This window comes from Mesorhizobium sp. B3-1-7 (assembly GCF_006439385.1).
In the GTDB taxonomy this organism is placed as follows: domain Bacteria; phylum Pseudomonadota; class Alphaproteobacteria; order Rhizobiales; family Rhizobiaceae; genus Mesorhizobium.
The window spans coordinates 35,798-57,585 of the sequence record NZ_VFTL01000021.1 but is presented as its reverse complement, the minus strand read 5'-3'; the positions used below and the strand labels follow the sequence as shown (position 1 = coordinate 57,585).

Genomic DNA, 21,788 nt, shown 5'->3' with positions numbered 1-21,788 from the left:
ATGGCGCAAGCAACCAAGAAGAAGCCCGTCGAGACGGTGATTGATCCCGCCCTCGAAGCCCGTGCAGCCGCGCAATCCCACTTCCGCACGCTGCGTCTCGGCACGCCGTTCCAGCCACGCATCGACGCGCTGGGGCTGAAGCAGGATTGGTACAGTTGGGCCGGCTACCGCGCGCCGCATTCGCTGTGGGATGAGGAGCTCGAATATTTCGCCATCCGCAGCCAGGCAGCACTCTTCGACATCTCGCCGATGACGAAATACCGGATCGAAGGTCCGGACGCCGAAGCCTATCTCGACCGCGTCACCTTGCGCGACGTGACCAAACTGAAACCGGGCCGCGTCCACTACACCGCCTGGTGCGACGACGAAGGTTTCGTGCTCGACGACGGCACTTTGTTCCGGCTCTCGCCGACACGCTTCCGGCTGTGCTCGCAGGAGCGGCATCTGCCCTGGCTGCTGGACAGCGCGATCGGCTACGAGGTCAGCGTCGAGGAAGAGACCGAGGTGGTCGCCGGCTTGGCGCTGCAAGGTCCGACCTCCTTCGCCGTCCTGCGCGACGCGGGCTTTGCCGGCGTCGAGCGGCTGAAGCTCTTCGACCTCGCCGAATTCGCGCATGATGGCGCTCCCCAAGGAACTGGCAAAGTCACCATCTCGCGCACCGGCTTCACCGGCGATCTCGGCTATGAATTGTTCGTGCCGGCGGACAAGGCGCTGAGCCTGTGGGACCGGCTGATGGCGGCGGGCGAACTGCGCGGCATCCGCGCCATCGGCTATACCGCGCTGAACCGCGCTCGCCTCGAAGCCGGGCTGATCGTCGCCAACGGCGACTTCACAGCTGCCGAGCACGCCGTCCGCACGGACCGCCTGCGCATGCCGGACGAGATCGGTCTCGGCTTCATGATCGATCCGGACAAGGGCCACTTCAACGGTCGCCGCGCCATCCTCGAAGCCCGCGCCAAGAAGAGGCTTCGCCACGTGCTGGTCGGGCTGGAGATCGAAGGCAACATTCCGGCCGAGCATGCCATCGTCTACTACAAGAAAGGCCAGGAGGTCGGATTGGTCAGCGCGGCGATGTGGTCGCCCATGGCCAAGCGCAACATCGCGCTTGCCTCGCTGCAGCGGCCTTATGGCGATACCATCGTCGACGACCTCTGGGTCGAGATTTACGCCATGCGCGAGCTGCAGTACCAGAAGCTGATGAAGAAGGCGAAAGTGGTGCAGCGGCCCTTCATCAAGCTCGACCGCCGCACAGCCGACCCGCCCGCGGACTCTTGACCATGGCAAGCGAAGCGGAGGACCTGGAAGCGGAAGCCACCGAGCAGTGGCAGTTGGTCAACACGCCGCTCGGCGAGATGTGGTCCGGCCGCACCCGCTACGCGGCGGCGATGTTCTTCTTCAAGCGCGGCGAGATGAACGCCGAGACGCTGGAGGTCTACCGCATCTGCGCCCGGCTCGACGCGGAAAATCCCTTGCCGATCATCCGCGACCGCGGGGTCGGCAAGGACTGGCTGAAGCGCATGGGTGGTTAGGCAGCGCCCTTCACCTCGTCATTCTAGGGCGGAGCAAGGAGCGAAGCGACGCGGCGCAGACCCTGGAATGACGAAGTGGGGAGCGTTCTGGCTCCAATCCCCAGCGTCCCGGATTGTGCCTTCATACGGGGTGGCCTATCCGATCGTCCTTTCCAACACGCTCAACCAGTTGCGATAGGCGATCTTCTCGATCAGCGCGCGCCCGAAACCGCGCGCGGCGAGCGCATCGATGAGCTTCGGCAAGCCGGCGACGTCGCCGATGGGGGCTGGGATCATGGCGCCGTCGAAATCCGAACCTAGCCCGACGCCGTCCTCGCCCAGCGCCTGTAAAAGCGAGTCGATGTGGCGCACCATGACATCAATACTGGTGTCGGCATTCATGCGGCCGTCCTCGCGCAGGAAGCCGGTGGCGAAGTTGAGGCCGACCATGCCGCCCGACTCGCGGATCGCGCCGAGCTGCCAGTCGGTCAGGTTGCGCGAGTGGCCGCAGATCGCATGCACGTTGGAATGGGTGGCGACCAGCGGCGCGTCGCTCAGCGCCGCGACATCGCGAAAGCCCTTCTCGTTGAGATGCGAGAGGTCGATCATGATCCTGAGCTGATTGCAGGCCTTGACCAGCGCCTTGCCGGCGTCGGTGAGGCCAGGCCCAGTGTCAGGCGACGACGGAAAGCGGAACGGCACGCCATTGCCGAAGGCGTTGGGGCGACTCCAGACGATGCCCAGCGAGCGCAGGCCTGCGGCGTGAAGCACGTCGAGCATGGCAAGCCCGGGATCGATCGCCTCGACGCCCTCGATGTGGAACACCGCCGCGATCGAGCCCTTCGCCATCGCGTCACGCACATCGCCGGCGCTGCGGCAGACGGTCAACGCGCCGGCACGCTCCAGCCGAAACAGGATCGAGGCCATGCCGATGGTCGAGGTGATCGCCTCGGCCTGCGGCAGCTCCGGCGGCAGCGGCTCATTGTCGCTCGGCGCCGGCGGCACGGCGCTGCGCTTCGACTTCTCGACCGGCGGCGGAAAGATAGCGAACATGCCGCCGGCAAAGCCGCCCTTCCTGGCGCGCGGCAGGTCGATATGGCCGCCCGGCGTCCCCTCGATGAACAGCTTTTCGACGTCGGTTTCCTTCGACTGGTAGAGCCGAAGCAGCGTGTCGTTATGTCCGTCGAAAACGGGGATCAGGTCGGTATCGGTCATCAGGGAAGCCATTCAAATCGGGGACAGGCGGGACGACAGGTTTCGTCCGGGCGAACCGTCAACTTAGGCAAGATGATCGGGCCGTGCAAATGCCAAGGGCTTCTCCTTCTCCCCTTGTGGGCCCCCTATGGGAGAAGGTCGCCGAAGGCGACGGATGAGGGGGGTTCCAGGGAATGCCGACGTCTCACTCTGCTGGAGCATCCCTCATCCGTCTCGGCGCTGCGCGCCGATCCACCTTCTCCCAGAAGGGAAAGCTCATTGCTTCAGCACATCCGCCCATTCCGGATGACGGCGGAACTGGGCGTTGGCGAAGGGGCAGAGCGGGATGATCTTCTTGCCGGCCGCGCGTGCGTCCTCGACCGCGCGGGTGACGAGCCGAAGTCCGGCGCCCTGGCCGCGAAAGACATCCGGCACCTCGGTGTGGTCGATGATGAGCTGATGCTCACCGATCTTGGTGAAGGTCATCTCAGCCTCGGCGCCGCCGGGGCCGCGCAGCACGTAGCGTCCCTTGGAGCCGCGGTCCTCCAGTTCGATCTCGGGCAGTTGGTCAGCCATTGTTCTTGCCTCCTTCAGCGGGCGCGAGCGCGAACAGCCGCCGCGCCGCTTCGATTTCATTCGGCCGAACCTCATGCCCGCCGTCGTGCCATTCCACTGTGACATCGGCGCCGTCGGCGCGCAAATAAGCCTCAAGCCGCGATGTCAGGCTGGGCGGACAGATCGGGTCGCGCCTGCCGGCCGTGACCAGGATGCGACGACCGGCAAGGCTGCCCCGCACCTCAGGTTCGAACGGGATCAGCGGATGCATCAGCGCCGTGGCGTCGAACAGGCTCGGCTCGGCGAACACCACCGAAGCCAGGATGTTGGCGCCGTTGGAGTAGCCGAGGCCGAACACCGCCGAGGGTTTTGCCGCCTCGACATGCGCCTTGACGAAGCCCGCCATCTTCGATGTCGCGCGCGCCAGGTCGTCCATGTCGTAGACGCCCTCGCCGGTGCGGCGGAAGAAGCGGGCGGCACCATGCTCCGACACGTCGCCACGTGGCGAGACGATCGTCGCCGAAGGCACAAGCTCGCGGCCGAAGCCAAGAAGCTGGTTCTCATCCGCGCCAGTGCCGTGGAAGACGAAGAGCAGTGGGCCGCCCGGCGAACCGGGCAGCACCTTGTGGATGTAAGCGTCCTTGCTCATGGCTCAGCCTTCCAGTTTCTGCAGATGCTCTTCGAGATAAGGCCGCAAATGCTGATGCTGGGTCGGCAGCTTCAGCGCCTCGCCGAGATGCGCGGTGTCCTCATCGCGGTCGAATCCCGGTTCGTTGGTCGCCACCTCGAACAACACACCGCCCGGCGTGCGGAAATAGATCGCCCAGAAATAGTCGCGATCGATGACCGGCGTCACGCCATAACCCGTGTCGATCAGCGCCTTGCGCACTTCGAGCTGCTTGGCGCGATCCTCGACCGCGAAGGCGACGTGATGCACTGAGCCGGCGCCGAGATTGGCAAAGCCGGCACCCGGCAGCGATTCGATGTCGACGACATCGGCGCCGTTGCCGTTCTTGATGGCCAGCCGGCGGACGTTGCCGGACTTGTCGACTTCCTCATAGCCCATGAACTTCAACAGCTCCTCGGTGGCGCCGCCATCCTTCAGCCGCAGCGAGACCGAGTGAAAGCCGCGGATCGCCTCGTCGCCGGGAACCCCGCCCTTGACCCAGGGCGCCCTCTTGTCGGCCTTGTCCTCGACGAGCGCGAAGCTGTCGCCGTCCGGACCGGTGAAGGTGAGCCGCTTCTCGCCAAAACTCTCCGTGCGGGCGACGTTGCCCACACCCTCGTCGGCGAAGCGCTTTTCCCAATAGGCGAGCGTGCCTTCCGGCACCGAGAACACCGTCGTGCCGACTTCGCCGACGCCATGCCGGCCCTTGCCGATATCGGGGAACGGGAAATAGGTCATCACCGAACCCGGCGTGCCGACCTCGTCGGCATAGTAGAGATGGTAGACATCCGGCGCGTCGAAATTGACGGTCTTTTTCACCCGGCGCAGGCCGAGCTTCTTGGTGAAGAACTCGTTGTTGCGGCGAGCGTCACTCGCCATCGAGGTGACGTGATGCAGGCCCTTGATCTGATTGAGCATGATCGTGCTCCTTCCCTTGTCCTTGTGCGGCCCCCGCCGCTGTCCACGCCAATATGAGGATCGGCGGGCCGGCGGCAAAGCGGGCAAACACAGAATGGACTGTGTCATAAAAGTGAACGACTGTTCAAAATATGTTCACCAATCCATCACCGGCTTCGGCTTGCAACGCCGGTGATTTCCGTTCCATCTGGGGCGCGTCCACAAGGAGATGATCTTGGACAATCCGACGAGCCGCCCGAATGTTCTCCTCATCACCTGCGACCAGTGGCGCGGCGATTGCCTGTCGGCCGCCGGCCACCCGGTGGTGAAGACGCCGAATGCGGATGCGCTCGCCGCGCAAGGCGTGCTCTTCCGCCGGCACTACGGAGGCGCAGCTCCCTGCTCGCCGGCCCGCGCCTGCCTCTATACCGGGCTCTACCAGATGAACAATCGTGTCTGCCGCAACGGCACGCCGCTCGACGCGCGCCATGGCAATATCGCGCTTTCGGCGCGCGCGGCGGGCTACGATCCGACCCTGTTCGGCTACACCGATGTCTCGCTCGATCCCCGACAACTCTCCCCGGAGGATCCGCGGCTGCGCAGCTATGAAGGCGTGCTGCCGGGATTCACCGTGCGCCAAGCCCTGCCCGAGCATCAGAAGCAGTGGCTGTCATGGCTGCAGGCGCAGGGCATCGATACCGGCGCGGGTAGCCCCGGCATCCACCGTCCGGCCAACGGGCAAGCGGAACGCGACGTGACCAACGCGCCGCCCGTCTATTCGCAAGACCAGACGCCGACCGCTTTCCTGGCCGGCGAATTCATCCGCTGGCTCGGCGAGCAGGAGAAGAGCGTGCCGTGGTTCGCGCATGTCTCCTTCATCAGCCCGCACCCGCCCTTCATCGTGCCGGAACCCTACAACACGATGTACGATCCAGGCGATGGTCCCGCCTTCCGGCGCGCTGCAAGCTGGCAGGCCGAGGCGGAAAGCCATCCCTATGTCGCTTACGATCTCGACCGGCAGAAGCGGACAAAATTCGTTCCCGGCATCGAAGGCAAGGTGCCGGACTGGAGCGAGGAAAATTTCCGCTTAGTCCGCGCGATCTATTACGGCATGATCGCCGAGGTCGACGCACAACTCGGCCGCATCTGGCGGGCGATCAAATCGGCGGACGCCTGGGACGACACCGTCATCGTGCTGACCTCCGACCATGCCGAGATGATGGGCGACCATTTCATGCTCGGCAAGGGCGGCTTCTTCGACGCCAGCTACCATATTCCGCTGATCATCCGCGATCCGCGCCGGAGCGCCGGGGCCGGTTCATCCGTCGACCGTTTCACGGAGGCGGTCGATATCTTCCCGACCTTGCTCGACCTGATCGGCGCCGCGCCACAGCGCCATCTCGACGGCCGTTCGCTCGTGCCCTGGATCGAGGGCAAGACGCCGGAGACCTGGCGCGACGCGGCGCATTGGGAGTTTGATTTCCGTACAGTCGCCAAAGATGAAGCGGAGCGCCATTTCGGTATCGCATCGAGCGCCTGCAACCTTGCCGTCATCCGCACGGCCGAGTTCAAATATGTCCATTTCGGCGGCGGTCTGCCGGCGCTTCTCTTCGACCTCTCGAAAGACCCGGGCGAGTTGAACAACGTGGCAGGCGACCCGGCCTATCTGCCCGTACGGCTTGAGTTCGCCGAAAGGATGCTCGCCTGGCGCGCCGCGCATCTCGATCAGTCGCTGGCATTGGCGGAACTGACGGAAGATGGCGTGGTTGGGTACGTGAGTCAGGCAGTAGGCAGTAGGCAGTAGGCAGTAGGCAGTAGGCAGTGAATATCCCAACCGTGGGTTGCTTCGCCAACTTTTCTTCGTCTACTGCCTATTCCCTACTGCCTACTGCCTAATCCCTAATCCCTATTTCAACATCATCCGCTGCTGGTCGCGGTTGGCGGCATAACTGCTCTTGTCATAGGCCGTCTGCGCCTGCAACTGTTCCTTGGTGAAGTTGGTATAGAGATATTTCTTGCCGTTCTTGTCGGTCATGAATTTGAGCTTATCCATGCCGATCGCCACTTCCTTGGCGCCGATGCCGAGGAAGCCGCCGACATCGACAATGACTGCGTCCGGCTTGTTGTCGGGCGTCAGCACGACATCGCCGATCGAACCGATCTTGGCATCGTTGGCGCCATAGACCGTCGTGCCCTTGAGGTCGTCGACGCGGATGTTGCCCATCGGCATTTCGCTCAGCGTCGATTTGTCGATGGAAGCGGTCTTGGTCTGGTCGGTTGCGGCGGTGCCGTTATCGGCGGGCTTGTTCTCTGCCGTGCTCTGGGCCGGCGGCGTCGCAGGTTTGTTCTCGGCCGTCGACTTGGCGGGCTCTGCCGGTTTGGCCCCCTTGTCGGAGGTCGTATCCGAAGACACCACAGCGGGCGTGGTCGCCGCAGGAGCGTTGCTCGCGGCCGTCGTCGAGCCGGGCGCCGGATCATAAGCCTTGCGGTTGAAATCGGGCTGGGCCTGCAGCTCCTCCTTCGTCGTCTCGGCCACCAGCCAGCGGTCGCCGTTCTTCTCCGCCCATTTCGCCTTGGCGAAGTCATAGGTGACGTTCTTCGTGCCGATGCCGAGGAAGCCGCCGACGCCGATCACCAGCGACTCGGCCTTGCCGTCCTTGGCAAGCACGATGTCCTTCACGTCGCCGATCTTCTGGGCGTCGTCCGCGGTGCCGTTATAGACCGACTCGCCCATGATGTTGGTGGCGAGGTTGCCCTCGGCCTTGTTCACCGGCTCAGCCGGTGCGGCCGCCGGAGCCTGCGTTGTGGTCGTGTTGTTAGCAGGTTGCGTAGCGTCGGCCGACTGCGCTGGCGCCGGATCATAAGGCTTGCGGTCGAATGCCGGCAGAGCGTTCAGTTCATCTTTCGTGGACTTGGCGACTAGCCAGCGGTCGCCGTTCTTCTCGGCCCATTCCAGCTTGCCGTAGTCGAAAGCGACGTCCTTCTTGCCGACGCCGAGGAACCCGCCGACCCCGATAATGGCGGATTTGGCCTTGCCGCTGGAATCCAAGACGACATCGTCGACCTTGCCGATGTCCTGCGCGTCATCGCCGGTGCCGTTATAGACGGACTCGCCGATGATGTTCGTCATCAGCGCGCCATCCGAGCGCATGACCGGCGCTGGATTTTCGGCTGCTGGGGCTTGTGGAGCGGGGGCGGGCGTCGTCTGTGCAAAAGCGCCGCTTGCGAGCAGCGTCGCGATCGCGGTCGTCGCAAAAAGAGTGCGGATCATGATGGTCTCTCCTCGTGCCTGATTTGTATATGACACTGCCTCGACCAACCTCTGAGCGGCGGGTCGGGAGCGGCAGTGTCGACAGGTTCACAACGTCGTGACCGGGGTGTTGTTCCAACCACAACGCATCCACCACTGGCTGGAATCCTGAACCTCCGGTGGAACCTTTGCGGCCGCATCTTCGTTCCGGCGTGCGGCTGAGGGTCTGCCGGCTCAAACTGACCTGAAGCGACACGGAGTGGTGCATGCGGTTTGCTGCGGTGCTGAACCAGGACGGCGGCACGCTCCGCACCATCGATTTGGGAGCATTTTCCGAACAGTTGCGTCACACGCTCGAAGCGGCCGGACATTCGGTCGAGATCGATATCGTCGCCGGCCGCGACATCGCCACGGCGCTGGAGAAGGCCATCGCCAGGCGGAACATCGACGTCGTTCTTGCCGGAGGCGGCGACGGCACGATTTCCACCGCGGCGTCCCTCCTCATGAACAAGAAGAAGGTCCTGGCCATCTTGCCCGCCGGCACGATGAACCTCTTCGCGCGCGGCCTGGGCATTCCGCAGACACTGGAAGCCGCCCTGCAATCCTTCGCCGATGGCGAGGTGATCGCGGTCGATATGGCCAGCGCCAACGGCCAGCCCTTCGTGCACCAGTTCTCCGTCGGCATGCACGCCAAGATGGTTCAGCTGCGCGAAAAGATGGACTTCGGCTCGCGCCTTGGAAAGATGCAGGCATCCGTGCGCGCCGCATGGGCGGCGATCAACAATCCGCCTGCCCTCAAGGTCAGCCTGAGCGTCGGCAAGGCCGAGATCGTCACCCGCACCACCGGCATCGGCATCTCCAACAATCTGTTCGGCGAAGGCCATCTGCCCTATGCCGACAACCCGGCCGGCGGCGTGCTAGGCATCTATGTCAGCGTCGCGCGCCAGCGTCATCACTTGGCAAAACTCCTGCTGGACATGCTGCGCGGGAGGCTGCGCCAGAGCGCGCATGTCGAAGTGCATCAGGCAGGCAGGGCTGTGCTGAAGATCCACTCGCCCGCCAAAAAGTTCAGCGCGGTGCTGGATGGCGAACTGGTCAGGCTGGAACGCGAAACAACGATCGAGATTCACCCCGGCGCGCTGAAAGTGCTCGTTCCGGCAAGCAATGCGCAGGCAAGGGCGGCGTGATGCAGGATCAACCGCCCTGGACGGATTTCTGAGCCGCGGGCGGCGCTTCCGGCACGGTCTGCTGCGTCGTCGGCGATTTGATCAGCTCGCCGTAAATCTCGACTGCCCCCCACGCGATGAAGGCGAGCAAGAGCCCGGCGATGAGAATCCTGAGCGCATGCCAGCCCCAATGCCCCTGGCGTGCTTTGTCTTCGGGTACGATCTTGGTCACTCTTGGCCTCCATGCTGCGCGGCGGCGGGCGCTTCAGGTACGGTCGGGTAACGGGTCTTGATCGGGAAGGTTCCGAACCAGGAATGACATCCGCCGCCTTGCCCAAGTCAGCGACGTTGGCCACGAGTTCCGCCGGCGTCCTCGCCCGCAGGAAAGATGCCGCCGAGCCTCCCTGAGGTCCCGGCGTTTCCTGAACCGCTTACGACATGTCCTGCGGATCCTGCTTCGGTGGCGTGGGCTTGGCGTTCTCGCGATAGATGGCGTAGGCGACGACCGCCAGGGCGGGCGCGATGACGGCTCCCAGCCCGCCCTTGCTCTTGGCAATGGCCGGAAGCAGGGCAAGTACCGCGGTAACGCCCAGCGCGGTCATGTCGGCCCGTCGCCGTCTTGCGCGCCGCCTGCTGCGCATGCTGGTCGTCAGCTTGTGAATGAGGAGGATGAGCCCGGCAAGCACCAGGAAGCCGATGCCGAAGCCGAGACTGGTCGCCAGCGGCCCGTAGCGCGCCGCCAGCCAGATATAGGCGGCGCCGATGAGGAAACCGACGCCGCACAGAGCAAAAACGGCGGCAAGTCCGTAAAGGATTGCCGTCGTCCGCGCCCTGTGCAAGGCGGCCATGGCCTCGCCCGAGGCGAGGGCCGAGATCAGCGAGACAAGCGCCCCCATTTGCGGTTAGCGGCGGGAAAGCAGGGCGAAGAGGAAACCGACGCCCGCCGCGATGGCCAGCGACGTCACCGGCTTCTCCCGCACTTTGGCGATCAGTTGCGCTTCGATGTCCTCGGCATTTCCCCGCATGCTCTCGAACGCGGCTTCGCCCTGCGCCCGCAACTGCTCGACGCCATCCGCGGCGGCGCGACGGGCCGCGCCATAGCCGTGTTGACCGGTCTTGGCGAGCTGCTCGGTAAGTTTCTGGATATCCGCCTTCAGTTGCTCGATATCGGCCTCGAGGTCGGCGGTGGTTGCTTGGTCCGTTGCGGATTTGCCTGCGGCGGTTGCCATTCTCTAACTCCTTGCGTTTGCGTTGGTTTCAACGCCCGTCCAGCGCCATGGTTCCGGTCGTCGCGACCCTGGGCATCCTAGATGAGTGGCCTGCGTTCCTCGCCCAGTCCCTCCCATCGGGCAAGCTTCTTCAGTCCATCATAGTCGATCACTTCGCAGCCGCCATCTCGCCACATCACGAGCTTGCGGTCCATCAGCTTGCGGATGGTCTTGTTGGTATGGACCAGCGAAAGGCCGAGCGTGTCGGCGATATGCTGTTGTGTGATCGGAATCTGCACCGGTGTCTTGCCATTCAATCCGGCGCTGCGCGCCCGACCGGCGATGAAGGCGACGAGATAGGCCGCTCGTTCGAGCGCGGTGCGGCGGCCGATGCTGAGCAGGTTCTCGTCCAGCATGCGCTCCTCGCGCGACGCGATCCAGGTGATGTCATAGGCAAGGCCGGGATGGTTGCGATAGAGTTCCTGCAGCTGGTCGCGTTCGAAGACGCACAGCAGCATCGGCGACAGCGCTTCGACGGAATGCTGCATCTCGCCCATCAGGCTTCCCTGCAGGCCGATGAGGTCGCCGGGCATGGAGAAATTGAGGATCTGCCGACGTCCGTCGGGCAAAAGCTTGTAGCGGAACGCCCAGCCGGACAGCACGGTATAGAGATGCGCGCTGTGGCTGCCTTCGACCAGGACTGTCGCCCCCTTGTCGGCCGCAAGTTCACCGCGCTTGAAGGTGCCGATGAATGACAATTCCAGCTTGTCGAACTCACGGAACGCTGGCAACGGCCGCAACGGGCACTTTTCACAAGGATATTGACGGCTGGCAGCCGCGCGTGCGCTTTGGCCGGACATTTCGACCCCTCTTCGAAATCCCTGCCCTTATGGGCGCAAGGAAACGCCTGAGACCGGCAGGGGTTCCGTGAGACTGGGATCCATGTCTTTTTTAAATGACATGGCGGCCAATTCCGCGCATGAGTGCGGTCCTGCCGAGGAGACACTGATAAGTGCCAGCGCTGCTTGATGGACTGCGTATTCTCGTTCTGGAAGACGAGTTCCTGATCGCGATGGATGTCGAGCAGCTTTGCCGCGACCACGGCGCCGCGGATGTGACGATCGCGCGTGAACTCGGCGAGATCGACGGGCAGGCGCTGCCTGCGCGCTTCGACGCGGCGATTGTCGACCTGATGCTCGGCGGCGTCTCGACTCTGGATTTCGCCGCGCGGCTGCGCAGCGAGGGCGTGCCGTTCGTATTTGCCTCCGGCTATTCGGATTCGGACGAGATCAAGGGTTCATTTCCGGATATCCGGCTGATCGCCAAGCCCTACTCAGGCGACGATCTGATCGAAGCCTTGGCCATGGCCTGCGGCCGGGCAAAGGCGGCCTGAGGCCATCCTTGCAATCGCAATCGTAACCGGTCGGTTCAAGCCGCGTTCGAACCTGTGACCTGCGCCGAGATCGCGTCGGGCCCGAACTCGTCCTCGCCGGAAATCTTGAGGATTTCCTGGAGCCTGGCGCGCGCCCGGCTGACGCGGCTCTTGATCGTGCCGACGGCACAGCCGCAGATCTCGGCGGCTTCTTCATAGGAGAAGCCGGAGGCGCCGATCAGGATGATGGCCTCGCGCTGGTCCTCGGGCAGCTGCTCGAGCGCGCCGCGGAAATCCTTGAGGTCGAGCTGGCCATGCTGGGCCGGGTGAACGGCAAGCCTGGCCGTCATGATGCCGTCGCTGTCCTGAACTTCGCGGCCGCGCTTGCGCATCTGCGAATAGAATTCATTGCGCAGGATAGTGAACAGCCAGGCCTTCAGATTGGTGCCGGGCTGGAAGCTTTCATGCTTGTCCCAAGCCTTGACCAGCGTTTCTTGGACGAGGTCGTCGGCCCGGTCGGCATTCTGCGTCAGCGACACGGCAAAGGCGCGAAGGCTCGGGATCGCACCGAGCAACTCGGTCTTGAAGCTCTGGGATACCACCGCCATGCCTCAGTCCTTTTTCTGGGCAGGTTCGGTCTGTTCCAGTTGGCTGAGCAACTGAGCGAAACGGTCCGGCACATGGTCCGAGACCAACTCGTCATAATATTGTTTGAGCTTGCGGGCTATCTCTGAGTTTGCCCCAAGCGGATTACCGTCCCCGTTCCGATGCCTGCTTGCGGCATCAGCCAACTGTTTTTTCTTCATTTCTTTCATAGTCGCCCTAGTTTCCAGCGCCTGAACCGCTCTTCGACTTCAAACCACAACGCAAGCGGGACCTTCGTCTGGTTGCCCATCCCAAATCCCGAAACGCCCGCTTGCTAATTTAGTTCCACAGCCGGCGGAACTTTTTCCGAAAGCCGGCGTTTGATTTTCAGGGGCATGCAATCAGTGCGGCCTTGAACGTGCAACGTCATTTGAGGGAGACGTCGATAATGAGTTTGTCCGCAACCATCGCGCCGCATCTTCCGTTCCTGCGCCGCTTCTCGCGGGCGGTATCGGGATCGCAGGAGAGCGGTGACGCGTTGGTCGCCGCGATGCTGGAAGCCATCATCGCCGATACCAATATCTTCCCCGAAGCCTCGAGCGACCGTATTGCGCTGTACAAGGTTTTCGCCAGACTGTTCACCTCCGTGGCCATCCGCGTGCCGCAGGAACAGGCCCAGACCGCCTGGGAGCAGCGGGCCGCGGCCAATCTGAATGCCATCGCGCCCCTGCCGAGGCAGGCTTTCCTTCTGGTTGCCGTCGAGGGCTTCAGCGAGGACGAGGCGGCGGAAATCCTCGATGTAGACGAGGACGAATTCTCGGAACTGCTTGCCCAGGCGAGCAACGAGATTTCCCGGCAGGTCGCGACCGACGTGCTGATCATCGAGGACGAGCCGCTGATCGCCATGGACATCGAGGAGATGGTCGAGAGTCTCGGCCACCGTGTGGTCGGCACGGCGCGCACGCATGCCGAGGCCGTGGCCGTGTTCGGCAGGACGCGGCCGAAAATGGTGCTGGCCGACATCCAGCTCGCCGACGGCAGCTCGGGCATCGAAGCCGTCAACGAGATCTTGTCCTCGACGCCGGTGCCGGTGATCTTCATCACCGCCTTCCCGGAACGCCTGCTGACCGGCGAGCGGCCCGAGCCGGCCTTCCTGGTCACCAAGCCGTTCAATCCCGACATGGTCAAGGCTTTGATCAGCCAGGCCCTGTTCTTCGACCGTCAGGCCAAGGCGGCTGCCTGATCCTTCCGGAGCTTGGACCTCGAACGTCATGCGAGGCCCTCCGCCGCGCGTGACGCCTGGCCGTTTTGCAGTCTGAAAAGCCCCTTCAAGGGGATCGTCTTTTTCAGCAAATGGTGGAACAAACGACACCGAGCCACGTTCTTTTCCCGACGTAAGAAGGAGACGCATCATGCTGTACTGGGCGCTCGTATTTCTCGTAGTTGCGATCATCGCCGGCGCGCTTGGGTTCGGCGGCATCGCCGGCACATCGGCGGGCATCGCGCAGATCCTGTTTTTCATCTTCCTCGCCTTCTTGGTGATTTCGCTCATCGCAGGCCTTTTCAGGAGAGCCTGACCGCGACACTGGAAGCCGCACCCCTCAAACGGTTTCCAGCCACCGTCGGACGGCGCCTCGAAAGAGCACCGTCCGGCGGACCGTTTTTGGAGAGCCCCCCGCGATTTCAGGGCCGCTGCGATTTCAAGGCCACTGCGATTTCAAGGCGCTGGCTCAGGCGGAACCAGTTGCGGATTGAGCCGTTCCAGGACCGAGTGCGGGATGTTCCAATGCCTTCCGAGGGTCCCACGAAAGACAGGGTTGAAAAGCAGAAAGGCGAAGTGATCGCGATGCATCCCTCGGAGAGCGGGATGCAGTTGGGGCGGGCCCTGCTTCATGCCCTGCACAATGCCGGGATTTCGGTTGTCTACGAGGATCGGCAGATGGAAACGGTCTGGGCGCGCAACATGAACGCGCCCTGGGCGTCCGATACAGCCGCCGGCAAGGACTTGCTCTCGCCGGCGCAGGCCGAACGCATAAGGGCCGCCAAACTCAAGGTGATCGAATCCGGCAACGCGGACCAGCTCGAGCTCAGCATTCCGGGACACCAGGGCGTACGTTGGTTCCAGCTTTGGATCGATGCTGACCGTGGCGACGCCGGCGACGTCCTCGGCGTTGTCACCACGATGGTGGAGACGACGGAGCAGAAACGCCGCGAGCAGACGCTGAAGGCGTTGCTGCGCGAAGTCAGCCATCGATCGAAAAATCTTCTGGCCATCATCCAGAGCATCGCCACTCAGACCGGGCGCTATACGGAGACGCTCGGCGAGTTCCTGGCGCGGTTTCGCGGCCGGCTGCAATCGCTCTCGTCCTCGCAGGATCTGGTCACATCCTCCAACTGGCGGGGAGCGGCGTTGCAGGAGCTCGTCTCTGGCCAGGTCGGCCGCTACAGCAGCGATCTGGCCAACAGTCTGCGGTTCGCGGGCGAAAATCCCTATCTCAACCCCAATGCCGCCCTGCATATCGGCCTGGCGATGCATGAGCTGGCCGTGAATTCCGTGAGCTACGGCGCGCTGTCGCGGCCGGAGGGCCATGTCGAGGTTCGCGCCAGGCTCGAGACCGAAAACGGAACCTCGCCCAACCTTCTGCTGACCTGGACGGAGGCGGTCGACGACGCGCCGCGCAATGAGAAGCGCTTCGGCAGCGTGGCGCTGGAACGCGTCGTGCCGATGTCGCTGAATGGCTCAGCGACGCTGGAAATCGGCAAGGACCGCATGGAATACCGTCTCACCGTCCCGCACGGGAATTTCGAGACGGATTGATGGTGCCGCCGATGGCGTGAGAGCAATTCCAGGAAAGTGTGCAACGGGTCAGGCTAATGCGTGTCGCGCAAAAGTGTGCAGTGGGTTTTGCGATAACGACATGCATGAAAACAAAGCCTTGAGGCGCGTCGCCTGAATCCGCTTCAGCGCGACACGCTTTAGGCGCTTCGCCGTAGCTGTCCGTCCGGAATTGCGTCAAAACGGAGAGGGAGCGCTTTGCCGGCGGAGGCCCTTAACCGGCTGTTCACCATAAAGTCCGATCCTGTGCTCCCGGCTGACGATGCGCCGGAAACCCATCCGCGCCCCGGCGCGACCTGGGGAGACTGAAATGATGGTTGCCGACATGAACAGGCTGGAGCAGGCCGCCCGCGTCTCGATGAGCGGCTTCCAGGATGCCGAGCCGCCGCCGGCGTCGCGGTCGTCGCATCTTTCGCTCCGCCTGGGCGCGATCGCGCTTCTGGCCGCCGTGGCCCTGACCGCGGCCTCGCAACTGCTCTGACCCCGCATGCGGCTTTGACGCCCAGACTTCAGCGCGCCGCCATTTCGCGCGGAGCGCTTCAAGCTCCGGCCCCGGAACTTTTGTTCGCCGAGATTCGTTGTTGGCGGCGAGAGGTTTGGAGCCATGGAACACATCGCCGCATTGCTCTTCGTCGTCGGCTGTTCGAGCACGATGGCCGATTGCCGGGAACTCGAAGTGCCCGTCAGCGTCTTCGAGACGGCGCAGGCCTGCGTCGCCGAACGGCCATTCGCCCTCGGCGCCCTGCAGGGCCAGGCCCCCCGCATCATCGGCAAATGCCTCGCCGTCGATCCCGCGCTGGAGGACGACTACGACCGGATCGTCTGGAACGTGCGGCCCGACGGCACGCTGGCAGCATCGCTGGAGGTGTCCGGCATGCTTGTCGCGTCGAACGGCGGGCGCTCCGAAAAAGACTATGTTAGGCAACAGTAGAATCTGGCAGGCAAAACAGGTTTTTTCATGCTAAACGGTCGCTGGCACTGCCGAAAGTGAGGACAAAATTGAGGAGCAATTCTATGCGGAAGATGATCATTGCCATGGTTGCTGTGGTCGCCGTCAGCGGCTGCACCACGACCGAGCAGGACGTTGTCGGCGGCGGCCTGATCGGCGCCGGTGTGGGCGGCCTGGTCGGCGGCAGCAAGGGTGCGCTGATCGGCGCGGCCGTCGGCGCCGGGTCGGGCCTCTTGGTTCGCAACCTTCGCAACGGCTACTGCGTGTATCGCCGCCATGACGGCACGACCTACCGGGCCCGCTGCAACTAGTTCCTTAGCGAAGAGAACCGGAGGCGGGTAGCCGGCCTCCGGTTCTCTTCGAATTCAAATGGCTGACTCGCCAGCCGAGGGCTGTTGGCCCGCTCACGCGATCAGCGGGATCCTGATTTCCACCTTCAATCCATCGTCGTGATAGTCGCGCGCGATCGTGCCGCGCAATTCGCGTGTGACGTTGAGATCTATCAACTTGGTGCCGAAGCCGGTCTTGACTGGCGCTTCCAGTTCCGTCTGACCCGCCTCGCGCCAGTTCAGGACCAGCGTCCTCTCGCGGTCGCGGCCTTCGACGCTCCAGTCGACCTTGAGAGCCCAGCTTCCCTTGACCGAATTGGCCGAACCGCCGGCCTCGCCATATTTCAGCGCGTTGGTGGCGAGTTCATGAAAGGTCAGCCCGAGCGCCTGCGTCGTCGTCTCGTCCAGCAGCACTTTCGGCCCTGACAACACGCCTTCGGGAAGGTCCTTGCCGAACACCTGCCCGAGCTCGATGCGCAGCAGGTCGCCGAGATCGGCTTTCTGCCAGCGCGAGCGCGTGAGCATGTCCTGCGATGCCGCCATGGCCTGCAGGCGCGCCGAGAACGAAGCCGAAAACTCCTTGACGTCGGTGGCTTGCGAGGCCGTCTGCCGTGCGATCGCCAGCACGCGGGTAATCGAATTCTTGATGCGGTGCTTCATCTCCTGCAGGATCAGGTCCTTTTCCAGCAGGCTCTTTTCGGTCGCCTCGTGCAGCGCCGATTTCGCGTCATAGGCGCGTTCCTGATAGCGCGCCACCAAGGCGATGGCGCCGGCGAGCAGCAGCCCGAACAGCCCGAGCATCACCGGGATGGCGCGCGAGGACGGCGGCTCGAATGCGCTTGTCGGCCGAAACAACAAGGTCCACGGCTCGCCCGCCACGACGATATCGCGGCGTGCCAAAAGCTTCGCGCCGATGCGTTCCGCCGGCGGCGCCTCCGAACGGAACAGCAAATTGCCGGCCTCGGGCTTGCCGTCATAGACCTCGACATTGACCGGCAGCAGCGGCGAATGGCTGAGCGCGACCTGGAACAGGTCCTGCGCGCGGAAGGCAACGTAAAGAAAACCGGCCGTCGAGGAGCGGCTTGCATTGATGACGTCGGGCGCGGTTTCGACGTTCAGCCGCACGAAAACCAGGAATCCGGTGAAGGTCTGCGCCACGCCGGCGCCCTGGCCGAGCTGGACCATGCCGCTCGCATGCTGCTGGTCATCCGCCATCGCCTCTTCGATCGCCGCGCGCCGTACCGGCTCGGTGAACATGTCGAAACCGATGATCGACTGGTTGGACGTGTCGAGCGGCTCGAACAGCACGATCGGCGTTCGCCATTGCTGCGTCGTGGCGGGATAGATCGGATGCGCCGACCCATGGTCGTGCAGGATGTCGCGTTCCACCGCCGCCTCGTCGCCGGTCTTGGCGAGCCTCAGGAAGCCGATGCCGCGCAGCCCCGCGAAACTGTCGTCGATGTCGAGCGCGGTGAAGAAGGCCTTGAATTCGCCGCGCGAGATGTCGCCGTTGCGGGCATCGAACAGCGCCTGCGTCGAACGCAGCAGCGACAGATGCAGGTCGATGCGGCTCTCGATGCGGCTCAGCGCGTCATCGGCGGTACCCTCGAACTTGATCCGAGCCGCCTCTTGCGTCGCGAAATAGGCAAACCCCGCCATCGTCAGGCTGATCAGCGCGACGGCGACGAAGGCAACGATCGGAAAGAGCTTCTTCAAATCAAGGATGCGGCCCGTGGACGGTCGACGACCTTTATGGGCAAGTCTCCGCGCCAACACAATGGCGCGGTCAAATCATCACTGCGGCTGGTACATCACGCAGTCGTTAATTAGCCGGCTACTATCATGCCGCTATCTTCAGCGCGCCTGGACCCGGAATGGCGCCTGGCGGGCATTTGCCCAGGATGATCATTCCGAGCACCTCGTCCTGGGTGACGTCGGTGGTGCGCGCGGTCCCGACCACCTGGCCGTTCTTCATCACGCAGACCCGGTCGGCGAGCTCGAACACGTCGTGGATGTCGTGGCTGATCAGAAAGATGCCGATGCCGTCGGCCTTGAGTTGCTTGACCAGTTCGCCGACTTGCGCCGTCTCTTGCGGACCGAGCGCCGCCGTCGGCTCGTCCATGATCAGGATGCGGGCGTTGAACAGGATCGCGCGCGCGATCGCCACCGACTGCCGCTGTCCGCCCGACAGCTTGATGACCGGCTCCTTGAAGCGCTGGAAGCGTGGATTGAGGCGGCCCATCACCTTGCGCGCCTCGGCTTCCATGGCGACGTCGTCCAGCGTGCCCCAGCCCGTCATCAGCTCGCGGCCGAGGAACAGGTTGGCGGCGGCATCGACATTGTCGGCCAGCGCCAGCGTCTGGTAGATCGTCTCGACGCCATATTTCTTTGCATCGCGCGGATTGGAGATCGAAGCCTCCTCGCCATTGATGAATATCTGCCCGCTGTCGCGCTTGTAGGCGCCGGACAGGATCTTGATCAGCGTCGATTTGCCCGCGCCATTGTGGCCGAGCAGCGCCATCACTTCGCCGGGGAAAAGATCGACCGAGGCGTCGTCGACGGCGCGGATGCCGCCGAAGGCGATCGAGATGTTGCGCATGTCGACCAGCGGAACGCCGGCGGGAGCGATTTTGTCAGCCATGATCCTTCTCCTCCCTATAGCCCATGCTTGAGCATGGTCTCGTCCGAAAACCGGTTTCCACTTTTCGGCATCATGCTCAGACGCGCTTGCGATAGATGGTGTCGAGCCAGACCGCGACGACCAGCACGGCGCCGACGACGATGCTCTGCAGCGGCGAATCGACGCCGAGCAGCACCATGCCGGACTGCAGCGACTGCATCAGCAATGCGCCCAGCATGGCGCCGAGCACGGTGCCGGAACCGCCGGCGAGCGACGTGCCGCCGATGACTGCCGCGGCAATGACCAGCAGTTCGTCCAGCGTCCCCAGCACATTCGTCGAGGAGTTCTGCCTGGCCGACGAGATCGCCGCCGCGATCGTCGCCAGCACGCCCATGATCATGAACACCTTCATGGTGATCCAGCGCGTGTTGATGCCGGCGAGATTGGCTGCTTCCGGATTGCCGCCGATGGCGAAGACGTAGCGGCCAAAGCGCGTGCGCTTGGTGACGAAGGTCATGATCAGGCCGACGGCAACGGCCATCAGCACCGGAATGGCGATGCCATGCGCGATGAACAGCCCGCCTTCGGGAACGGTGATGTTGTTGGCGGCGGCGTAGCGGTTCACGATGCCGACCGGCCACGGATAGGAATTGGCGAGCCACACCGCGCCCAGGATGACCGCGCAGGTGACCGTGGCGAGCAGCGTCTCGGCCCAGACCGGACGCAGCGGGAAGCGGAAGCGCTTGCGCTGCACGCGGCCGTTGAAATGCATGAAGATAACCGCCAGGCAGGCGACGATGCCGACGGCCCAGCTCCATCTGGCGCCGATCGAGCCCGCCGGGCCGCCGCCCATCAGCTGGAAGGTGGCGTCGAGCGGCGCCACCGTCTGGCCGCTGGTGACCCACCAGGCAGCGCCACGCCATACCAGCAATCCGCCCAGCGTCACGATGAAGGCCGGCACTTCGAGATAGGCGATGATGAAGCCCTGGAAGGCGCCGATGATGAGGCCGAGCGCCAGGCCGATCAGCAATGCCAGCACCCAGATCCACGGATTGCCCAGCTCAAGCCCGACGAAGCGCACCAGGAAATGCACCTGGGCAAAGCCCATGACCATGCCGATTACCCCTTCGGCCGATCCGACCGACAGGTCGATGTTGCGCATGACGATGACCAGCACCATGCCGGAGGCCATGATCGCCACGGCCGAAGTCTGCACCGACAGGTTCCACAGGTTGCGCGGCGTGAGAAACGTGCGGCTGTCGAAGTCGAGCGGATTGACGCCGAGGCGCAGGCTGGAAATCACATGCAGCCCGATCCAGATCAAGAGCAGCGCGCCGATCATGCCGAGCATGCGGGTGTCGAGCTCGGTCGCCTTCAGGAACCGGGCGACGGCGCCGAGTTCCGACGCGCGCGCGGTGTCCGCCGGTTGGGTAGACGTCGTGTCGGTCATGATTTCCTCCCGCCGGCCTGCCCGTCTGGCGCGGATGCCTGGCCAAGCCTAGAAGCTATCCGCCAGAGGCGGAAACACAAATCTTTTTGAGAAAACGCCGCGGCTTTCAGGCCGCGGCGCAGGGATTTTGATCGAGAGCCGGCAGACTTAGTTGCAGGCCTTGACGCTACCGGCGGCAACGCCCGCGCAGACTTCGTCCTTCTTGATCCAGCCGGCGTCGATGACGACGTTGAGATTGTCCTTGGTGATCGCGATCGGAGTCAGGAACAGCGACTTGACGGTGTTGCCGCCGGGCGTCGTGAAGTCCTTGGCGCCGGCGATGTCGCCCATCTTCTTGCCGTCGGCGAGCTGCGAGGCGATCTCGGCGGCGTTCTTGCCGAGCTCGCGCGCGTCTTTCCACACCGACACGGTCTGCGTACCGAGCGCGATGCGGTTGAGCGCCGCGTGGTCGCCGTCCTGGCCCGAGACCGGAACGGTGCCGGCCAGGCCTTGCGCCGTCAGCGCCGCGACGACGCCGCCTGCGGTGCCGTCATTGGCCGCCACGACCGCGTCGACCTTGTTGTCGTTGGCGGTCAGGAACTGCTCCATGTTCTTCTGCGCGTTGGCGGGCAGCCAACCGTCGGTATAGGCCTCGCCGACATTCTTGATCTTGCCGCTGTCGATCGCCTCCTTCAGCACTTCCATGGAGCCCGAGAACAGGAAGTCGGCGTTCGGATCGGCGCCCGAGCCCTTGATGAAGACATAATTGCCTTCCGGCTTGACCTTGAACACCTCGCGGGCCTGCATGCGGCCGACTTCCTTGTTGTCGAAGGTCAGGTAGAACACGTCCTTGTTCTCGATCAGGCGGTCGTAGCCGACGACCGGAATGCCTTCATCGAGCGCCTTCTGCACCGCCGGGCCGATTGCCGAGGCATCCTGCGCCAGGATGATCAGCGCGTTGGCGCCTTGCGAGATCAGGCTTTCGACGTCGGTCAGCTGCTTGCCCGGATTGGACTGCGCATCGGCCGAGATATACTTGTCGCCGGCGGCCTCGATGGCGGCCTTCATCGCCGCTTCGTCGGTCTTCCAGCGCTCTTCCTGGAAATTCGACCACGACACGCCGATCACCTTGTCCTTCGCCTCGGCGACCGACACCAGCGTCAGCGACACGGCAACGCCCGCCAGAATGGCGGCTGCGAATTTCTTCATGATATCCTCCCTGC

Annotated in this window: 26 protein-coding genes; 11 read left to right on the top strand and 15 right to left on the bottom strand. The window is 63.8% G+C overall.

The window, feature by feature from the left end; translation table 11 throughout:
- The gene (locus FJ417_RS18400; protein WP_140784454.1) at positions 1–1,275 is read left to right on the top strand and encodes an aminomethyltransferase family protein; all 1,275 of its coding nucleotides are present in this window, start codon (positions 1–3) and stop codon (positions 1,273–1,275) included.
- 2 nt (positions 1,276–1,277) lie between these two features.
- Positions 1,278–1,529 carry a hypothetical protein gene (locus FJ417_RS18395; protein WP_140704757.1) on the top strand — a complete coding sequence of 84 codons (252 nt, stop codon included), beginning with the start codon at positions 1,278–1,280 and terminating at the stop codon, positions 1,527–1,529.
- Between the two features lie 135 nt (positions 1,530–1,664).
- Here FJ417_RS18395 and FJ417_RS18390 read toward each other — a convergent pair whose 3' ends face one another.
- The 4 genes from FJ417_RS18390 to FJ417_RS18375 all read right to left on the bottom strand — a co-directional run bounded on the left by FJ417_RS18390 (position 1,665) and on the right by FJ417_RS18375 (position 4,842).
- Complete coding sequence (locus FJ417_RS18390) at positions 1,665–2,723, bottom strand: dipeptidase (protein WP_140784453.1); 1,059 nt, start codon at positions 2,721–2,723, stop codon at positions 1,665–1,667.
- 255 nt (positions 2,724–2,978) lie between these two features.
- Positions 2,979–3,278, bottom strand: coding sequence for a GNAT family N-acetyltransferase (locus tag FJ417_RS18385; RefSeq protein ID WP_027166574.1), 300 nt, complete (start codon positions 3,276–3,278; stop codon positions 2,979–2,981).
- Positions 3,271–3,906, bottom strand: coding sequence for an alpha/beta hydrolase (locus tag FJ417_RS18380; protein WP_140784452.1), 636 nt, complete (start codon positions 3,904–3,906; stop codon positions 3,271–3,273). Before FJ417_RS18380 ends, FJ417_RS18385 begins: the two co-directional genes overlap by 8 nt.
- A gap of 3 nt (positions 3,907–3,909) precedes the next feature.
- Entirely contained in the window at positions 3,910–4,842 is a 933-nt protein-coding gene (locus tag FJ417_RS18375) for a VOC family protein (protein WP_140784451.1), read from the bottom strand.
- A gap of 214 nt (positions 4,843–5,056) precedes the next feature.
- On the opposite strand from FJ417_RS18375, the gene FJ417_RS18370 reads away from it, so the two are divergent.
- Entirely contained in the window at positions 5,057–6,625 is a 1,569-nt protein-coding gene (locus FJ417_RS18370) for an alkaline phosphatase family protein (protein WP_246685934.1), read from the top strand.
- Positions 6,626–6,727: 102 nt separating this feature from the next.
- On the opposite strand, the gene FJ417_RS18365 is transcribed toward FJ417_RS18370, so the two are convergent.
- Entirely contained in the window at positions 6,728–8,092 is a 1,365-nt protein-coding gene (locus FJ417_RS18365) for a PRC-barrel domain-containing protein (protein WP_140648107.1), read from the bottom strand.
- Between the two features lie 245 nt (positions 8,093–8,337).
- Here FJ417_RS18365 and FJ417_RS18360 point away from each other — a divergent pair, with 245 nt between their 5' ends.
- Entirely contained in the window at positions 8,338–9,258 is a 921-nt protein-coding gene (locus FJ417_RS18360) for a diacylglycerol kinase family protein (RefSeq protein ID WP_140784449.1), read from the top strand.
- Positions 9,259–9,265: 7 nt separating this feature from the next.
- Here the strand turns inward: FJ417_RS18360 and FJ417_RS18355 are convergent, their stop codons facing one another.
- The 4 genes from FJ417_RS18355 to FJ417_RS18340 all read right to left on the bottom strand — a co-directional run bounded on the left by FJ417_RS18355 (position 9,266) and on the right by FJ417_RS18340 (position 11,305).
- Positions 9,266–9,469 (bottom strand): hypothetical protein, encoded by a 204-nt coding sequence (locus FJ417_RS18355; protein ID WP_140657984.1) that lies wholly within the window; start codon positions 9,467–9,469, stop codon positions 9,266–9,268.
- A 199-nt stretch (positions 9,470–9,668) separates the two neighbouring features.
- Positions 9,669–10,133: a phage holin family protein gene (locus FJ417_RS18350; protein WP_140784448.1), complete on the bottom strand. Its 465-nt coding sequence runs from the start codon at positions 10,131–10,133 to the stop codon at positions 9,669–9,671.
- A gap of 6 nt (positions 10,134–10,139) precedes the next feature.
- Positions 10,140–10,466 (bottom strand): DUF883 family protein, encoded by a 327-nt coding sequence (locus FJ417_RS18345; RefSeq protein WP_140648111.1) that lies wholly within the window; start codon positions 10,464–10,466, stop codon positions 10,140–10,142.
- Positions 10,467–10,543: 77 nt separating this feature from the next.
- The gene (locus tag FJ417_RS18340) at positions 10,544–11,305 is read right to left on the bottom strand and encodes a Crp/Fnr family transcriptional regulator (RefSeq protein WP_140784447.1); all 762 of its coding nucleotides are present in this window, start codon (positions 11,303–11,305) and stop codon (positions 10,544–10,546) included.
- Between the two features lie 152 nt (positions 11,306–11,457).
- On the opposite strand from FJ417_RS18340, the gene FJ417_RS18335 reads away from it, so the two are divergent.
- The gene (locus FJ417_RS18335) at positions 11,458–11,838 is read left to right on the top strand and encodes a response regulator (protein ID WP_140784446.1); all 381 of its coding nucleotides are present in this window, start codon (positions 11,458–11,460) and stop codon (positions 11,836–11,838) included.
- Positions 11,839–11,873: 35 nt separating this feature from the next.
- Here the strand turns inward: FJ417_RS18335 and FJ417_RS18330 are convergent, their stop codons facing one another.
- Together FJ417_RS18330 and FJ417_RS18325 are read right to left on the bottom strand one after the other, a co-directional pair.
- Entirely contained in the window at positions 11,874–12,425 is a 552-nt protein-coding gene (locus FJ417_RS18330; protein ID WP_140648114.1) for an RNA polymerase sigma factor, read from the bottom strand.
- 3 nt (positions 12,426–12,428) lie between these two features.
- Positions 12,429–12,632: a NepR family anti-sigma factor gene (locus FJ417_RS18325; protein ID WP_140648115.1), complete on the bottom strand. Its 204-nt coding sequence runs from the start codon at positions 12,630–12,632 to the stop codon at positions 12,429–12,431.
- A gap of 218 nt (positions 12,633–12,850) precedes the next feature.
- Here FJ417_RS18325 and FJ417_RS18320 point away from each other — a divergent pair, with 218 nt between their 5' ends.
- The 6 genes from FJ417_RS18320 (at position 12,851) to FJ417_RS18300 (ending at position 16,498) form a co-directional block, all read left to right on the top strand.
- Positions 12,851–13,645: a response regulator gene (locus FJ417_RS18320; protein ID WP_140648116.1), complete on the top strand. Its 795-nt coding sequence runs from the start codon at positions 12,851–12,853 to the stop codon at positions 13,643–13,645.
- Positions 13,646–13,814: 169 nt separating this feature from the next.
- Positions 13,815–13,979 carry a DUF1328 domain-containing protein gene (locus tag FJ417_RS18315; RefSeq protein WP_018429836.1) on the top strand — a complete coding sequence of 55 codons (165 nt, stop codon included), beginning with the start codon at positions 13,815–13,817 and terminating at the stop codon, positions 13,977–13,979.
- Between the two features lie 209 nt (positions 13,980–14,188).
- The gene (locus FJ417_RS18310) at positions 14,189–15,220 is read left to right on the top strand and encodes a sensor histidine kinase (RefSeq protein WP_140648117.1); all 1,032 of its coding nucleotides are present in this window, start codon (positions 14,189–14,191) and stop codon (positions 15,218–15,220) included.
- A 328-nt stretch (positions 15,221–15,548) separates the two neighbouring features.
- Positions 15,549–15,719 (top strand): hypothetical protein, encoded by a 171-nt coding sequence (locus FJ417_RS33150; RefSeq protein ID WP_181175312.1) that lies wholly within the window; start codon positions 15,549–15,551, stop codon positions 15,717–15,719.
- Positions 15,720–15,842: 123 nt separating this feature from the next.
- Complete coding sequence (locus FJ417_RS18305) at positions 15,843–16,169, top strand: hypothetical protein (RefSeq protein ID WP_140784445.1); 327 nt, start codon at positions 15,843–15,845, stop codon at positions 16,167–16,169.
- A gap of 83 nt (positions 16,170–16,252) precedes the next feature.
- Positions 16,253–16,498 carry a YMGG-like glycine zipper-containing protein gene (locus FJ417_RS18300; protein WP_140648119.1) on the top strand — a complete coding sequence of 82 codons (246 nt, stop codon included), beginning with the start codon at positions 16,253–16,255 and terminating at the stop codon, positions 16,496–16,498.
- Positions 16,499–16,591: 93 nt separating this feature from the next.
- On the opposite strand, the gene FJ417_RS18295 is transcribed toward FJ417_RS18300, so the two are convergent.
- The 4 genes from FJ417_RS18295 to xylF all read right to left on the bottom strand — a co-directional run bounded on the left by FJ417_RS18295 (position 16,592) and on the right by xylF (position 21,774).
- Positions 16,592–18,232 carry a CHASE domain-containing protein gene (locus FJ417_RS18295; RefSeq protein WP_140648120.1) on the bottom strand — a complete coding sequence of 547 codons (1,641 nt, stop codon included), beginning with the start codon at positions 18,230–18,232 and terminating at the stop codon, positions 16,592–16,594.
- 124 nt (positions 18,233–18,356) lie between these two features.
- Positions 18,357–19,157, bottom strand: a complete 801-nt coding sequence (locus tag FJ417_RS18290; RefSeq protein WP_140657998.1) for an ATP-binding cassette domain-containing protein — start codon at positions 19,155–19,157, stop codon at positions 18,357–18,359.
- A 76-nt stretch (positions 19,158–19,233) separates the two neighbouring features.
- Positions 19,234–20,586, bottom strand: a complete 1,353-nt coding sequence (locus FJ417_RS18285) for a sugar ABC transporter permease (protein WP_140658000.1) — start codon at positions 20,584–20,586, stop codon at positions 19,234–19,236.
- Between the two features lie 147 nt (positions 20,587–20,733).
- Positions 20,734–21,774 carry a D-xylose ABC transporter substrate-binding protein gene (xylF, locus tag FJ417_RS18280; RefSeq protein ID WP_140784444.1) on the bottom strand — a complete coding sequence of 347 codons (1,041 nt, stop codon included), beginning with the start codon at positions 21,772–21,774 and terminating at the stop codon, positions 20,734–20,736.
- Positions 21,775–21,788 lie beyond the last annotated feature (14 nt).